This window comes from Malaciobacter marinus, from assembly GCF_003544855.1.
Taxonomy (GTDB): domain Bacteria; phylum Campylobacterota; class Campylobacteria; order Campylobacterales; family Arcobacteraceae; genus Malaciobacter; species Malaciobacter marinus.
In genome coordinates, this window is the sequence record NZ_CP032101.1 from 2,388,727 (window position 1) to 2,404,386 (window position 15,660).

The following is a 15,660-nucleotide window of genomic DNA, read 5'->3' on the forward strand; positions in this document are numbered from 1 at the left end:
AGATTTAAAAATTCCCTCTGAGTAGATAAGCCTAAGGCTTCTCTATTCAGAGGGTTTATATTTATTTTTTATTATAGCATACAGCTTAGAAATTGTGCTTAAGAAGGCAGAACTTCTAAGCTGTATGAATTAAATTTGCATTATATCAAAAAAAAGATTACAGGGAGATTACATATTCAGAGTTATATACATGTGCTTATAACTCAGCTCCCAGTATCAATAAATAAATGGAGCGGGAGACGAGACTCGAACTCGCGACAATCTGCTTGGAAGGCAGAAGCTCTAGCCAACTGAGCTACTCCCGCAATCATTTGCGTGGTGGTGAGAGAAGGATTTGAACCTTCGAAGCCATAGGCGGGAGATTTACAGTCTCCTGGATTTGACCACTCTCCAACCTCACCGTTGAAAATTATTAATCTGGTCAAGCGCTGATCTTTTAAAGACTACGCACGACAATAAATGGAGCTGGTGAAGGGACTCGAACCCCCGACCTGCTGATTACAAATCAGCTGCTCTAGCCAAGCTGAGCTACACCAGCGTCCTAAATTACATGGTGGCGCGGGGCGGAATCGAACCGTCGACACAAGGATTTTCAGTCCTTTGCTCTACCAACTGAGCTACCGAGCCATTTCGTAAAATGGAGTGAAATTATACACAGTAGTTTATTAATATTTGCTTAAACTATATACAAGTTCTTTAAAAAGTTTTCCTCTATGTGCATATGACTTAAATTGGTCTAAAGATGAAGCTGCTGGTGATAGTATTGCAACATCGTTTTCTTGGTATTTTTCATCTATTTTTTTTACTGTATTTTCAAGGTTATTTGTTTTGTTACACTTAAGTAAATACTTCTGTGATAGAGTAAATATTCTTTTATAATTACTTCCTATTGCATAAATTTCTATATTTTTGTTTTTTAAAGAAGCAAACAATGGTTCTATGTTCGCACCTTTATCATCTCCACCTAAGATTAAATGTATTTTTTTATTTTCATACGACTTTAAAGCATTCATAGTTGCATCAATATTTGTTGCTTTACTATCATTTACCCAAAGCCTATTTTTTTTATCATAAAACTCTTCTACTTTATGTTCATCAACTTTAAAAAGATTTATTTTTTTATAATCACATTCATCAAAAATAATCTTCTTACATGCCAAAGCTAATATAGCATCTAATAAAAATGGTTCTTTAAAATTTACTTTTGATTTATCAATATTTAGTTTTTCTGCTAGTTCATCACTGTTATCATATGTAATTAAAGTTGCGTTAGTTTTATATTTTTCAAACTCTTTAGGAACAATTGCTATTTCCCCTTCATTCATAAAATCAAGAGGTTTAAGTTTACTGTTTTTATACTCTTTAAAACTACCATGCCATGTTATATGATCTTCACTAATAGGCAAAAGTATATAAAGATTTGGTTTTGCCTTATTTGTATAATGTAAGGTAAAAGATGAAGTTTCTAAAATCCATATTTTAGAGTTCTTATCCAATTTAGCAATTGGTGTTCCAATATTTCCACCAGCCACACTTCCATACTCTTCTAATAAATGCTGACACATCTGTGTTGTAGTAGTTTTTCCATTTGTACCACTAATCCATATTGAAAAGGGAATATCTTCATATAAAAAATCATAATCACTTATTATATTAGTTGAATTCTTTACCATTTCATTAAAAGGAGGTATTCCAGGACTAACAATTGTTATTTCATTACTATTAATATCATAGTCATTAAAGTTATTATCATCATAAAGTGTTACATTATCAAACTTTTCACTAATAGCTTGTGCTGTAATTCCTTTTCCAAGAACTCTTATTTTTTCACTTGATTTCATTTACGATTACCTTAACTATATTTGTTATCTAATTTTAAGACTCATTAATGCTATTAAATTAGTCATAAATGATATTATCCAAAATCTTACGATGATTTTATTCTCTTTCCAACCTTTTTGTTCAAAATGATGATGAATAGGAGCCATAAGAAAAACTCTTTTCTTTCTTAGTTTATATGAACCAACTTGTAATATAACAGATACTGTTTCTAAAACAAAAATAAATCCAATTAACAGTAGAAGAATTTCAGATTTTCCAACTATTGCCATATAGCCCATAAAAGCACCAATTGGTAAACTACCACTATCTCCCATAAAAATTTGTGCAGGGTGCGAGTTATACCACAAAAATGCTATAAGTGAACCAATCATACAAGCACCTAATATTGCAAGTTCACCTGTTAATTTAATATTTGGCAATAGCAAATATGAAGATAATATTGCATGCCCTGTAATATAAATAATTGTAGATAATGTAAAAAAAGCCAATATTGAAGGAACCGTAGCTAAACCATCTAATCCATCAGTTAAATTTACAGCATTTGAAGCAGCAATAATAACTAAAATCCAAAAAAATGTAATATAAAAGCCAATATCAAATAAAGGCAATTTATAAAATGGTGTATAAGTTTCAGTAGTGTGTCCATATAAATATAAAATTGCTACTATAATAATAGCTGAAACAATTTGCAATAATAGTTTCATTCTTGCAGATAAACCTGCATCATTTTTCATATTTGATATTTTTGCATAGTCATCTTTTATTCCAATTAATGAAAAAAGACCTAAAGTAAGTAATCCACCTACCACATAAAAATTATTTAACTTAATAGTTAAAACTGTAGCAATAATTGTAGAAAATACAAAAACTAAACCACCCATAGTTGGTGTTCCTATTTTTGTTTGATGAGAATCAGGGGCATATTCATAGATTGGTTGAGATGCTTTCTTTCCTTTTGCCCACCTAATAAATTTTGGTAAAAAATACATAGTTAAAAAAAATGATATAAAAAAACCTATTCCTGCTCGAACAGAGATATACTGAAAAATATTAATGTCTAGGTGTCTATAAAACCAGTAAAACAAAATTAAACCTTAGTTTGGATATAATCGAGCGATTATATTATATATTACCAAATATTTAGATAAATTTTTACTTGGAAAATAAAAAAGGTTTGAAATGACACAAAAGACTATTCTTGTAATTACAGATGGAATTGGACACAATAATTCTGATAAATATAATGCATTTGCAAATGCAAATACTCCCACATATGATTATTTATTTGAAAATGTTCCTTACTCTTTAATTCACACACATGGAAGTTTTGTTGGACTTCCCAATGGACAAATGGGAAATAGTGAAGTAGGTCATATGACAATTGGTAGTGGTAGAGTTTTATATCAAGATTTAGTAAAAATAAATTTAGCTATTAAAGATGATACATTAAAAGATAATGAAATTTTAAAAAATACTATTGAAACTTCAAATGATATTCATCTTCTTGGTTTAGTAAGTGATGGGGGAGTTCATTCACATATAAATCATATTATTGAAGTGGCTAAGATTGCATACTCTTTTAATAAAAAAGTTTTTATTCATATAATTACAGATGGAAGAGATGTATCTTTTAATAGTGCAGAAAAATACATTAAACAAATCAACGCTATATGCAATGAAAATATTATAATTGCTACAATCTCTGGAAGATATTATACAATGGATAGAGACAATAGATGGGAAAGAGTAAAAAAAGCTTATGATGCAATGGCATTTGCAAAACCAAAAACTTCAAAAACTATTTTAGATTACTTAGCAAACTCTTATGAAAATGAGATTTTTGATGAGTTTATAGAGCCAACTGCATTTGAGTCATTTGAAGGAATCAATAATAATGATGGAATTATTTTTTGTAACTTTAGAAGTGATAGAATGAGAGAGATTTCATCTGTTTTTGTAAAAGATGAATTTAATGAATTTGAAAGAAAAAATCTAAATTTAAATTTAGCAACAATGACTCAATATGATAAAAACACTCCCATTCCAGTTTTATATCCTAAACAAACACCTAAAAATACCCTTGCAGATGTAATTTCAAGTGCAGGATTAAGTCAACTTCATACAGCAGAAACAGAAAAGTACGCTCATGTTACATTCTTTTTTAATGGAGGTGTTGAAGAACCCGTTGAAAATGAAACTAGAGTATTAATCCCTTCACCAAATGTAGCTACATATGACTTAAAGCCAGAAATGAGTGCACCAGAAGTTTCAATAACTGTAAGAAAAGCAATGGATGAAAATAATGATTTTATTGTTGTAAATTTTGCAAATGGTGATATGGTTGGTCATACTGGAATATACGATGCAGCAGTAAAGGCTGTGGAAGCTGTTGATAAAGAGCTTGGTTTAATAATTGAAAAAGCAAAAGAAAAAGGTTATAATTTAATTTTGACAAGTGATCATGGAAATTGTGAAGAGATGAAAGATAAAGATGGAAAAACATTAACAAATCACACTGTTGGAGATGTGTATTGTTTTGTTTTAGCAAATGATGTTTCTAAAGTAAATACAGGAGGATTAAATAATATTGCTCCAACTGTTTTAAAACTTATGAAACTAGAAATTCCAAATGAAATGGATACTCCATTAATTTAAAGGTATAAAATGGCATTAGATGAAATTAAAGCAGATTTAAAAAAGTTGAATATACTAATAGTTGAAGATGGTAAAGATATTATAAATATAATGCATAGAACTTTTAAAATGGTTGTAAACAATATTGACCTAGCTTCCAATGGTAGTGAAGCTTTATTACATTATGATAAAAATAAACCTGATTTAATTTTAACTGATATTAGAATGCCTTATATGGATGGAAATGAATTTATCAAAAAATTAAGACAAAAAGATTCTAAAACACCAATAGTAGTTATAACAGCATATGAAGAAGAGTTAAAAGAAGAAGATAAAAAATTAGTAAATGCTATATTTTCAAAACCAATTAATTTTATTTCATTAATAAACAAAATAAATGAATTAGTATAAAGATGTCTAAAATAATAAATATAAATAAACTAAAAATAAAATTAAAAAAAGATACATTATTAGATTTGAATTTTAACATAACAAATAACACTGCGTTAATAGGTGAAAGTGGAAGTGGAAAATCATTGACACTAAAAACTATATTAAATCTTCTTCCTCAAAACTTATCTGCAGATTTTGATTATACTTCAGATTTTGAATTAAATTATGATAATATTGGTTTTATTCCACAAAATCCTTTTACATCACTTTCACCAATGACAAAAATAAAAAATCAATTTTTTTGTAAAAAAGAATCAATGCTTTTAGCTTTAAAAAAAGTTGGTCTTGATTCATGGATTTTAGAAAGATTTCCAAACCAATTAAGTGGAGGACAATTGCAAAGAGTAGTTATAGCAATAGCAATAAGTAAAAAAATAAAACTATTACTTCTTGATGAACCAACAACTGCACTTGATGAAAAAAACAAAAAATTGATAATTGACTTAATAAAACAATTAGCAAAAGAGTTTAATTTAACATTACTATTTATCACGCATGATATAGCTTCAATTAAAGATTTATGTGAAAATATGATTATTATAAGAAAAGGTAAGATTGTACAAGATGGAAAAACACAAGAAATCTTACAAAATCCAAATAATGAATATACAAAAACTTTAATTGAATCTAATTTTAAAACTAGAGAATTTAGGAAATAATATGAAATATATTTTGAGCTTTTTTACAATAATAGGACTTGCAATTTGTGCATGGCTATTGTATTTGTATTCACATATAAGATTTGAGCTTGACAAAGTGATTAATTACAATCCAAGATTAACAACACAAATTTTTGATAAAGATGGAAAATTAATTTCAAACTTATTTTCAAAAGAGAATAGATTATATGTAAACTATGATGAAATACCTGCAAGAGTAATTGAAGGATTAGTTGCTATTGAAGATACACATTTTTTTGAACATAATGGAATAAATCTTGATGCAATAAGTCGTGCAATAATAAAAGATATTAAAGCTGGAGCATTAGTTGAGGGAGCTAGTACGCTTACACAACAACTTATAAAAACATTAATATTAACAAGAGAAAAGAAAATAATCAGGAAAATCAAAGAGGTTTTACTTGCCTTAAAACTTGAAACAGTTCTTTCAAAAGAAGAGATTTTAGAAAGATATTTAAACCAAGTCTATTTTGGTCATGGTTATTATGGTATAAAAACAGCAGCAAGAGGTTATTTTAATAAAGAGTTATATGAACTAAACTTAAAAGAGATTGCCATATTAGTGGGACTTCCACGAGCTCCAAGCTTTTATGATCCCACTAGAAATTTAAAATTTTCATTAGCAAGAGCAAATCAAGTTATACAAAGAATGAATACATTAGGATGGATAAACGCTAAAGAGTATGAAGAAGCTATGAAAAGTACTCCTAAAATATATGATAAAACACTTACTCAAAATAAAGCACCATATATAGTTGATTATGTATTAAAAACATTAAAAGATGAAGTTAAAGATATAAAAACAGGTGGTTATGAAATAAATCTAACACTTGATTTAGACGCACAAAGAATTGCAAAAGAAGGACTTAATAAAGCACATGAAAAGATTTTAAAAAGAGATGAATATTTTAGAAACTTAAATAAAAAAAGAGGCATTGAAAAAGAGTATGATGAAAAAGGCAATGAATTAAGTGAAGATAGATTTGTAAAAAATTTAAATGGTTCATTTATATCAATGGAAAATAATACAGGAAAAATATTAGCAATGGTAGGAGGTCTTAATTATAAAGATTCCAATTTTAATAGAGTAGTTCAAAGTAAAAGACAAGCAGGTTCTGCAATCAAACCATTTATCTATCAAGCTGCTTTAAATATGGGATATTCACCTGCAACAAAAATTGCTGATATTAGTAGAACATATGAATATAAAGTTGAAGATTCAGATGAAACAAAAAAATGGAAACCAAAAAATTATGGAGGAAGATATAAAGGTTTAATTAGCTTAAGAGAAGCATTACTTTATTCAAGAAACCTTGCAACAATTAATCTAGTAACAGATATTGGAATTGATATAGTTTATAATACTTTAAAGGATTATGGATTCAAGAATATGCCTTATGATTTAACAATAACATTAGGCTCATTTGTTATTTCTCCATTTGAATTATCACAAGCTTACTCAATTATTTCAAATAATGGTACAGAAGTTAAACCTTATATAATTAATTCAATAAAAAATAGAAATGGAACAATTATTAATTTTGAACCAGAAAAAAGATATGTTATCAGCCCAGAACAAGCATTTTTGACAAAAGATATAATGCATGATACAGTAATAAGGGGGACAGGGAAAAGATCAAAAGTTAAAGGACTTGACCTTGCTGGAAAAACTGGAACAACAAATAATAATATCGACGCTTGGTTTTGTGGCTTTTCACCATCTATTCAAACAATTGTATGGTTTGGAAATGACAATAATGTACCAATGAGAAGAAGTGAAACAGGTGGTATTGCGGCAATTCCAGCATTTAAATATTTCTATAAAAACTACTTAAAACTCCATCCAGAAATAAAAAGAGAGTTTGAAAAACCTGATGGAGTAAGAACTTCTATTATTAATGGTAAAAAAGAGTATTATACTAACACATCAAAATTGCCTACTAACTCAATTGATATTCCAAAAGAAAATCAGATACAATTTTAATAAAAAAAAAGGCTTGAAAGTTAAACTTTCAAGCCTTTTATCTTTTATATTTTTTATTTTTTATTAACAAGAGTATGTTGATTTAAATTCAAATGCTGTTGGTCTAGCTTCGTCTGGCCAAACTTGAGTTTCAAATTTATAATGTTGATAAATATCAATCATATCTTGAGTAAATACTGGTTGTAAGAACTCATTATCTCTAATTAACGCTTCTAGTGATCCTCTTAAAGTATGTGGCATTTGAGGAATTTTTCTTTGTCTAATTTCATCTAAAGACAGTTCATATAAATCATCATCCATTGGACCAATAGGTTCATATTTATTTTTGATACCATCTAAACCTGCACATAACATTGCAGCAAAAGCTAAATATGGACAAGCAGTTGAGTCTGGGAATCTCATTTCAATTCTTGTTGCTTTTTCACCAGCTCCATAAGGTATTCTACAAGAAGCTGATCTGTTTTGTGAAGAATAAGTTAAAATTGATGGTGCTTCAAATCCTGGAACTAATCTTTTGTAAGAGTTTGTTGATGGGTTTGTAAATGCTGCAACTGCTCTTGCATGTTTAAAAATTCCCCCAACATAATGTCTAGCCATTTCTGAAAGGTTACCATACTCACCCTCTTTGTAAAATAAGTTTTTCCCATCTTTCCAAATTGATTGATGAACATGCATTCCATTTCCATTATCACCAAATAATGGTTTTGGCATAAATGTTGCAGATTTACCATTTAAATGTGCTACCATTTTTACAACATATTTATACTTTTGTACATTATCTGCTGCTTCAATTAAATCTCCAAATACAATTCCAATTTCACCTTGACCTTGTGCAACTTCATGGTGTCCAAGTACTACTTCAAGTCCAACTTGCTTTAATACTTGCATCATTTCAGCTCTTAAATCAACCATAGAATCAGTTGGTTGAACTGGGAAATATCCACCTTTTGTTCTTGGTCTATGACCTGTGTTTCCTACTTCGTAATCTGTATCATCAGACCAACATCCCTCTTCTGTATCAACTCTATAATAAGATTCATTAATGTCATCTCTAATTTTTACATCATCAAATACAAAGAATTCATTTTCTGGTCCAAAGTAAGCTACATCACCAGCACCTGACTCACTTAGATGAGTTAATGCTTTTTTAGCAATAGATCTTGGACATTTTTCATACATTTGGCTTTTATAAATATCATAAACATCACAAATTACAATAATTGTTGGATCTGCTGTAAATGGATCTAAAAATGCAGTATCTACATCTGGCTTTAAAATCATATCTGATTTATTAATTGGTTGCCATGCATCAACTGATGAACCATCAAAAGGCATTCCACTTTCTAATTGTTCTGCTGTTACTGCATCCATCATATATGTAAGGTGATGCCACATACCTTTCATGTCTGAAAATCTAAAATCAACAAATTCTACTTCATTTTCTTTACAAAAATCAAAAAATTCTTCTGTATTGTTTACAAACTTACCCATGTTTATAGCTCCTTAATTATTATTATATTCATTGTATCAAAATAAAGAAAAAAGAAAATAAATTAATTGTATATTTTTTATACAGTTTGATATTTTTTAAACCCTTAAAAATCTACAAATAATTTTTCTCTTTGCCTAAAAACTGTACATTTAGTGTATCCAATACTTTTTGCAAGCAAGACTACCTCATCATAAGCATATCCAATTTGATCAACTGCATGTGCATCTGAACTAAAAGTAATATCAATATCTAATTCATAAGCTAATTGAAGTAACTCCACACATGGATATTGTTCTTTAATTGGTTTTCTAAAACCTGCTGCATTTATCTCTATTGTCATATTTGATTTCTTGATTTGTTTTAATGCTTCTAATGCTATTAATTTTATATCTTTTGTTGGTAAAAACTTAAATACCTTAATCAAATCTAAATGTCCAACAATATCAAAATGACCTGTTTTAGCCAATAATCTTATTGCTTCAAAATAATCAATCCATATTAAATCAATATCTTTATTTTTATATTTTCCTATAAACTCTGGATTATCAAATCCCCAAGGTGTATTTTCATTTTTTGATTCTAAGAAATGTACAGAACCTATAAGATAATCAACTTTTGAACTTAATATTTCATCAAGAATAGGAATACTTTGCATGAAGTCAACTTCATATCCAAGAAGTATATTAATATCATTAATATATTTTTCTTTATAATATTTAATTGTTGTTTCATAAAACTCTTTTTCAGTAAGTTTCATTCTATACTTTTCATCAAAATTCATAGGAGCATGTTCTGTAAAACCATAGTAATCAATTTTTAATTCTATTGCTCTTTTTATAAAATCTTCTACACTTCCTTGTGCATGATTACATAAAATAGTATGATTATGTAAATCTACTCTCATTTTCTATACCTTATTTGATTTCTTCCTGCATCTTTTGCTTTATATAATTCTTTATCAGCATTTTGCAACATTTCATCTAAAGAATTACATAAAGTAAAACTACAACCAATTGATACAGTAAATGTTAATTTATGTATTCCTAAATCTATAGTATGATTTTCAAACTCATCTTTTATCAATTCAAGCTTTGATAATATCTCTTCTTCATCAGTTTTATGAAATAAGATACAAAACTCTTCTCCACCTAATCTAACTAACATTTCATTATTGTATAAAAATTGATTTAAAATTTTTGAAACTTCTTTTATTGCTATGTCACCTATATCATGTCCATATGTATCATTTATATATTTAAATTTATCAATATCTAATAATGCAATAGCAAGTTTCTCTTTTTTCTCTTTAGCTTTTTCATAAAGAGTTAATCCTTTACTAAAAAGATATCTTCTATTATACATATTTGTTAAAAAATCTTTATTTGCCCTATTTCTTAATTCATCAAAAAGTTCAATAAGTTCTAAGTTAGCTCCAAGTCTTACAAAAAGTTCTTCTTGAGTAAAGCCTTTATATAAAAAATCATTTGCTCCATACTTTAAAAATTTTGAAGCAGTATTTTTATCCTTTACTGCGGATGTAACAATAATTGACAACTCATCTTTATTATATTTTTTTCTAATGTGTCTTACTAAATCTAAACCATTCATATATGGCATTAAATAATCAGTAAGTAAAAGTTTAATATCTCTATTCTCTTCAAGTATTTCTAGTGCTTCTAAACCATTAGTAGCAGTAAAAACATTTAATCTATATTTTTCAATTAATGATTTTGTTGTTTCTAAAAAAGTATTAGAATCATCCACTAGTAATACTTTAGCTTTTTCATTTTTAATAACTCTATTTATAACTGACAGTGCATATTTAAAAGAGTACATTCCATCTTTTACCACATAATCAACAATATTCTTACTTCTATTTTTTATTTCATCTTCTACAAGTGTAGAACCTGTAAGAATAATTATAGGGATATTAAACTTTGCTACAAAATCTACAATTTCACCATTTTCACTATCTGGTAAACCTAAATCTAATAAAGCAACATCAAATTTCCCTTTATACTCAAGTAAAATTTTTGCACACTCTTTTACAGATGAACCAAGAACAGTTTTATATCCAAACTGTTCTTTTATCATAAGACTTAAACTACTTGCAACTGATTTGCTATCTTCAATAATTAAGATTCTTTTCATAATTAATTCAACAAACCAGCACCATCTATTGGAGTACTTCTATCTTCTGCATAAACTCTTTTTCCATCTTTTATGTCATATTTCCAAATAGGAGCATTTGCTTTAAAATCCTCAACAAATTCATCAATCATTTCAAGAGCTACTCTTCTTTTTGGAGAACATACAGCAGCAATATATGAACTAGTATGATTTAAAACATCACCCTTGCTATGTGCCATAAGAACTATTGCATTTTTTTCACTTGCTTTTTTCTGCCATGAATCAAACCATGATTTTAAGATTGGTTCATAAATATCAAAAGACAAACCTTCAATATTATCTTCATCTCTTACTACACCTACAAAAGTAATAATCGCTCCATAATTAGAGTTTCTAAATTCATCGTACCAAGAATTTGTTATACTTTCAACAGGTAAACTACCCTCAAATAATTGCAAATTCTGCATTTCTCACCCACCACATACAGGAGGTAATAAAGAGATTTTATCTCCATCATTCAAAGTCATATCTTTTGAAGAAACAAGTGTATCATTTACAGCAACTGCACATTTTTCTAGCCATAAGCTAATTTTTTCATCATCTTTTAATATTTCACTTAATTGTGATAAATTTGAAATATCTAAATTTATTTTTTCTTTATTTATAGGTCCTAAGAATTCTACTTCAACCATTTTAACCCCTTATTTACCAATTTTTTAATATTATATCTAAAATAATTTAATTTTTAGGAAAAGAAAATGAAGTTCGCAAAGATAGATTTTATTAATTTATTACCTGTAACTGTATATATGAAAAAAAATATAAAATCAAATCAATTAAAAGCAATTATAGAATACAAAAAATCTTATCCCTCTGCAATAAATAAAAAATTTAAAAAAAGATCAGTTGAATCTGCATTTATCTCTTCAATTGCTTCAAGAGGTGAAAAATCTTTAGATTATGGAATTATTGCAAGAAATGAAGTTACATCAGTATTATTAGTACCAGGTGTTTATTCAAAAGATTTTCAAAGTGATACATCAAATGCACTTGCAAAAGTATTAAATTTGAATGGACAAGTAATTATTGGAGATAAAGCATTGAAATTTTTCCATGAAAATGACAAATCAGGTTTTATTGACTTAGCAAAAGCATGGCAAGATAAGTATAATCTTCCTTTTGTTTTTGCAAGATTATCGTATAACAAAAATGCTAAATTATTAAAAAAAACCATGAAAAATTTCAATAAAAGACATACTAAAATCCCTCAATATATTTTAGAAAAATATGAAAAACGTTCTGGAATTTCAAGAAAGAATATCTTAGAATATTTAACAAAAATAGATTATAATATTGGAATAAAAGAGAAACGTGCATTAAAACTATTTTTTAAATTAACAAAAGAACAAGGTATTAAATAATGACAATTTTTGATTCGATTATCTTAGGTATTATAGAAGGAATTACAGAGTTCTTACCAATTTCTTCAACAGGTCACTTAATAGTTGCAAGTGAATTTTTAAACTTAGAACAAAATAGTATAAATAAAGCATATGAAGTAATAATACAATTTGCTGCTATATTAGCAGTTATATTAAACTATCCAGATAAATTCAATACAAAACATATAAATCTATGGACTAAAATATTTATTGCATTCCTTCCAATTGCTGCAATTGGGTTTTTATTCTCTTCTTATGTAAAAGCAATGTTTACAATTGAAATTGTTGCTTATATGTTTATTGTAGGTGGAATTATATTTTTAATTGTTGAAAGATTTTATGATGAAAGTAAGCATACAGTTTCTGATGTTGAAGACGTATCTTTTAAGCAAGCTTTTTATATAGGAATTGCTCAAATTTTTGCATTAATCCCTGGTACAAGTAGAGCAGGAGCAAGTATAATAGGTGCTATGCTTGTAGGACTAAATAGAAAAGCAAGTGCAGAATTTTCTTTTTTACTTGCTTTTCCTGTCATGTGTGCAACAACTGCATATGACTTATTAAAACATCATGAACAACTACTACAAAGTTCAAACTTATTAAACCTAATAGTAGGCTTTGTAGTTGCTTTTTTTGTTGCTTTTTTAACAATAAAACTATTTATAAAATTCTTAGAAAACTTTACCTTTGTAAGTTTTGGTATTTATAGAATTGCTTTTGGAATACTACTTTTGGTTATTCTCAATAATAACATCAACTATTGATTCAATGGCGTTATAGCCTATTGAATCAATTAATCCTTTACTCATTGATTTAATATCTGCTTTTAAAATTTTATCAATTACTTCAGGCTTTAAATTCCTTTCTCTACAAACAAAACATAACTTTTTATCTTTTAAAAACTTTGCATTATAATATTGGTGATCTTTTGCAGCATATGGATAAGGAACAAATAAAGTGGGTAATGAATTTGCTGCAAGTTCCCAAAGAGTAGATGCTCCACTTCTACTTATTGCAAAATCTGCTAAACTCATTTTTTTTGAGATATCATCAGTAAAATCAAAAACATCAACATCAAGATTTAGTTCATCATATTTGCTTTTTACTCTTTGGAAATCTGCTTTACCTGTTTGATGAATGATTTTAATACCTAATTCATCTAATTTTAAAGCAACACTTAAAGCAAAATCATTTATTGCTCTTGCACCTTGTGAACCACCTAAAAATATAATTGTTTCAATTTCATGTCTAACTCTTGCATTATCAAAAAATTCACTTGATACTGGATAATCTTTAATCTTTGAATCATCAAGATATGAAGAGAAAATTTCTGTTGCAAATCTACTTGTTATTTCATTTAATTTACCCATTTTAGAATTCTGTTCATGTATGTAAAGTTTACAAGCAAAAGATAATATAGAAGCAAACGTCGCAGGTGCTGCTGAAAAACCTCCAACAGAAATTACAGTTTTTACTTCTGTTTTATCAAAAATATTTAAACAATGATTTACTTCTTTTACTATTTGAAAGATTGCTTTTGATTTTCCTATAAGATTTTTATCTACGACACCTTTTGTATCTAGAAAAAATGCTTTTTTTACTTTTCTTTCATTTTTAAACCATTGTTCATCTTGACCTGTTGTAGATCCAATAAATATTGGAGATATGCCTCTTTTATGAAACTCATCAACAAATGCTTTAGCAACTTTTAGATGTCCCCCTGTTCCTCCACCTGTTATTACTACTGTTCCTTTCATTTACTTTTTCTCTCCTTTTTTACTGTTCTACTAATTGATAAAACTAAACCTATTGATATTGCCATGGAAAGCATTGAGGAACCTCCATAACTCAAAAATGGTACTGCTATACCTTTAATTGGAATTATTCCTGAAATACCATATGAATTAATCAAAAAAGCAATTACTATCATAAGTGCAATAGCCAATGAAAACAGATGATAAATTGGGTTATCTACTCTTCTACTAATTATAAATATTCTCCATACAATAGAAAAAAGAATTATTATAATAAATAACAATCCTATTAAACCTATTTCTTCCATAATGCCAGCTAAAACAAAGTCTGTGTGAACTTCTGATAAAAACCCTAATTTAATATCTCCTAATGATATACCTTGACCAAAAAAACCTCCATTATGTATAGCATTTAAAGAGTGTGAAACTTGGTAAGGTTCTGGTAATTCATCTATTCTTAAATAATTATCAACCCAATGGGGCATAATTGCTAATATTCCATCTTGATTCATAGCCCACCATGAATAAATTCTATTAATTCTATGGGGAGCTGATACTATTAATAAAATAAAAGCTACTAAAGCACTAGCACCTAAAGATAAAAAAACTTTAAAACTTCTATTTGCAAATACTAAAAGTACAATTAATATTAAACCTAAAAGTACAACTTGTCCTAAATCTTTTTGTAAAAAGGCAACAATAAAAACCACAAGTAAAAAAGCTCCAAAATATGGAGCCAATAAAAAAAGTTCATCTTTTAAAGTCATTTTTTTTGGCATTACCATAACACGCCTATGAAAAGACCATGATAAAAAATAAATAAATCCAACTTTAAAAAACTCCACAGGAGATAAAGAGACACCAGGAAGTCTAATCCATCTATTAGCTCCTCCACTTTCTGTTACTAAACTTGAGGGAAGAAAGGGCATAACAGCCATTAGTAAAAAAAATATAATAAATAAAGACATCCCAACAATTCCAACAATTTTATCTGGATGTATCAAAGAGAGTGTCCACATTACAAAAATTGAAAGTGTTCCAACAAGTAACTGCCTTAGAAAAAAGTGAAATTGGTTATATCCAAAATATTCAACTGTATAAATAGTTAAAGAGTATGAAAATATGATACTTAATATAATCAAAATAGATACTAGTAAGAAAAGTATATAATCTGGTTGAATATTTGTACTTTGTTTTTTGGGTTTAATCTTATTTGTGCTAAAATTCATCCCCTATTATAATATATAAT

Annotated in this window: 15 protein-coding genes and 4 tRNA genes; 6 read left to right on the top strand and 13 right to left on the bottom strand. The window is 27.8% G+C overall.

Annotation, left to right across the window (positions count from 1 at the left end):
- Positions 1 to 228: 228 nt before the first annotated feature.
- The 6 genes from AMRN_RS11605 to mraY all read right to left on the bottom strand — a co-directional run bounded on the left by AMRN_RS11605 (position 229) and on the right by mraY (position 2,927).
- A tRNA-Gly gene (locus AMRN_RS11605) sits at positions 229 to 305 on the bottom strand.
- A gap of 11 nt (positions 306 to 316) precedes the next feature.
- Positions 317 to 401, bottom strand: a tRNA-Tyr gene (locus AMRN_RS11610).
- 59 nt (positions 402 to 460) lie between these two features.
- Positions 461 to 538, bottom strand: a tRNA-Thr gene (locus tag AMRN_RS11615).
- Positions 539 to 551: 13 nt separating this feature from the next.
- Positions 552 to 627, bottom strand: a tRNA-Phe gene (locus tag AMRN_RS11620).
- Positions 628 to 665: 38 nt separating this feature from the next.
- The gene (gene murD / locus AMRN_RS11625) at positions 666 to 1,841 is read right to left on the bottom strand and encodes a UDP-N-acetylmuramoyl-L-alanine--D-glutamate ligase (protein ID WP_099310469.1); all 1,176 of its coding nucleotides are present in this window, start codon (positions 1,839 to 1,841) and stop codon (positions 666 to 668) included.
- 24 nt (positions 1,842 to 1,865) lie between these two features.
- Positions 1,866 to 2,927 (bottom strand): phospho-N-acetylmuramoyl-pentapeptide-transferase, encoded by a 1,062-nt coding sequence (gene mraY, locus AMRN_RS11630; RefSeq protein ID WP_099310470.1) that lies wholly within the window; start codon positions 2,925 to 2,927, stop codon positions 1,866 to 1,868.
- Between the two features lie 94 nt (positions 2,928 to 3,021).
- On the opposite strand from mraY, the gene gpmI reads away from it, so the two are divergent.
- The 4 genes from gpmI to AMRN_RS11650 are packed head-to-tail and all read left to right on the top strand — an operon-like array spanning position 3,022 to position 7,593.
- On the top strand, positions 3,022 to 4,497 hold the full coding sequence (gene gpmI / locus AMRN_RS11635; RefSeq protein ID WP_099310471.1) for a 2,3-bisphosphoglycerate-independent phosphoglycerate mutase: 1,476 nt from the start codon (positions 3,022 to 3,024) through the stop codon (positions 4,495 to 4,497).
- A gap of 9 nt (positions 4,498 to 4,506) precedes the next feature.
- Entirely contained in the window at positions 4,507 to 4,887 is a 381-nt protein-coding gene (locus AMRN_RS11640) for a response regulator (RefSeq protein WP_099310472.1), read from the top strand.
- 2 nt (positions 4,888 to 4,889) lie between these two features.
- Positions 4,890 to 5,588, top strand: a complete 699-nt coding sequence (locus AMRN_RS11645) for an ATP-binding cassette domain-containing protein (RefSeq protein ID WP_191282131.1) — start codon at positions 4,890 to 4,892, stop codon at positions 5,586 to 5,588.
- Position 5,589: 1 nt separating this feature from the next.
- Positions 5,590 to 7,593, top strand: a complete 2,004-nt coding sequence (locus AMRN_RS11650; protein ID WP_099310473.1) for a penicillin-binding protein 1A — start codon at positions 5,590 to 5,592, stop codon at positions 7,591 to 7,593.
- A gap of 63 nt (positions 7,594 to 7,656) precedes the next feature.
- On the opposite strand, the gene glnA is transcribed toward AMRN_RS11650, so the two are convergent.
- From glnA to AMRN_RS11675, 5 genes are all read right to left on the bottom strand, one after another.
- A complete protein-coding gene (glnA, locus tag AMRN_RS11655; protein ID WP_099310474.1) occupies positions 7,657 to 9,084 on the bottom strand; it encodes a type I glutamate--ammonia ligase in 1,428 nt (475 codons plus the stop codon).
- 104 nt (positions 9,085 to 9,188) lie between these two features.
- Positions 9,189 to 9,989 (bottom strand): histidinol-phosphatase, encoded by an 801-nt coding sequence (locus tag AMRN_RS11660; protein WP_099310475.1) that lies wholly within the window; start codon positions 9,987 to 9,989, stop codon positions 9,189 to 9,191.
- Entirely contained in the window at positions 9,986 to 11,236 is a 1,251-nt protein-coding gene (locus AMRN_RS11665; RefSeq protein ID WP_099310476.1) for a GGDEF domain-containing response regulator, read from the bottom strand. The genes AMRN_RS11660 and AMRN_RS11665 overlap by 4 nt, the downstream gene beginning before the upstream one ends.
- 2 nt (positions 11,237 to 11,238) lie before the next feature.
- Positions 11,239 to 11,682: a molybdopterin synthase catalytic subunit gene (locus tag AMRN_RS11670; protein WP_099310477.1), complete on the bottom strand. Its 444-nt coding sequence runs from the start codon at positions 11,680 to 11,682 to the stop codon at positions 11,239 to 11,241.
- Positions 11,683 to 11,685: 3 nt separating this feature from the next.
- A complete protein-coding gene (locus AMRN_RS11675; protein ID WP_099310478.1) occupies positions 11,686 to 11,907 on the bottom strand; it encodes a MoaD/ThiS family protein in 222 nt (73 codons plus the stop codon).
- A gap of 66 nt (positions 11,908 to 11,973) precedes the next feature.
- On the opposite strand from AMRN_RS11675, the gene AMRN_RS11680 reads away from it, so the two are divergent.
- Positions 11,974 to 12,636 carry an MqnA/MqnD/SBP family protein gene (locus tag AMRN_RS11680; RefSeq protein ID WP_099310479.1) on the top strand — a complete coding sequence of 221 codons (663 nt, stop codon included), beginning with the start codon at positions 11,974 to 11,976 and terminating at the stop codon, positions 12,634 to 12,636.
- Positions 12,636 to 13,421 (top strand): undecaprenyl-diphosphate phosphatase, encoded by a 786-nt coding sequence (locus AMRN_RS11685; RefSeq protein ID WP_099310480.1) that lies wholly within the window; start codon positions 12,636 to 12,638, stop codon positions 13,419 to 13,421. Before AMRN_RS11680 ends, AMRN_RS11685 begins: the two co-directional genes overlap by 1 nt.
- Here the strand turns inward: AMRN_RS11685 and AMRN_RS11690 are convergent.
- Entirely contained in the window at positions 13,383 to 14,414 is a 1,032-nt protein-coding gene (locus AMRN_RS11690; protein ID WP_099310481.1) for a UDP-N-acetylglucosamine--N-acetylmuramyl-(pentapeptide) pyrophosphoryl-undecaprenol N-acetylglucosamine transferase, read from the bottom strand. The two genes, AMRN_RS11685 and AMRN_RS11690, sit on opposite strands and share 39 nt — an antisense overlap.
- A complete protein-coding gene (locus AMRN_RS11695; protein ID WP_099310482.1) occupies positions 14,411 to 15,640 on the bottom strand; it encodes an FtsW/RodA/SpoVE family cell cycle protein in 1,230 nt (409 codons plus the stop codon). Before AMRN_RS11695 ends, AMRN_RS11690 begins: the two co-directional genes overlap by 4 nt.
- Positions 15,641 to 15,660: the final 20 nt, after the last annotated feature.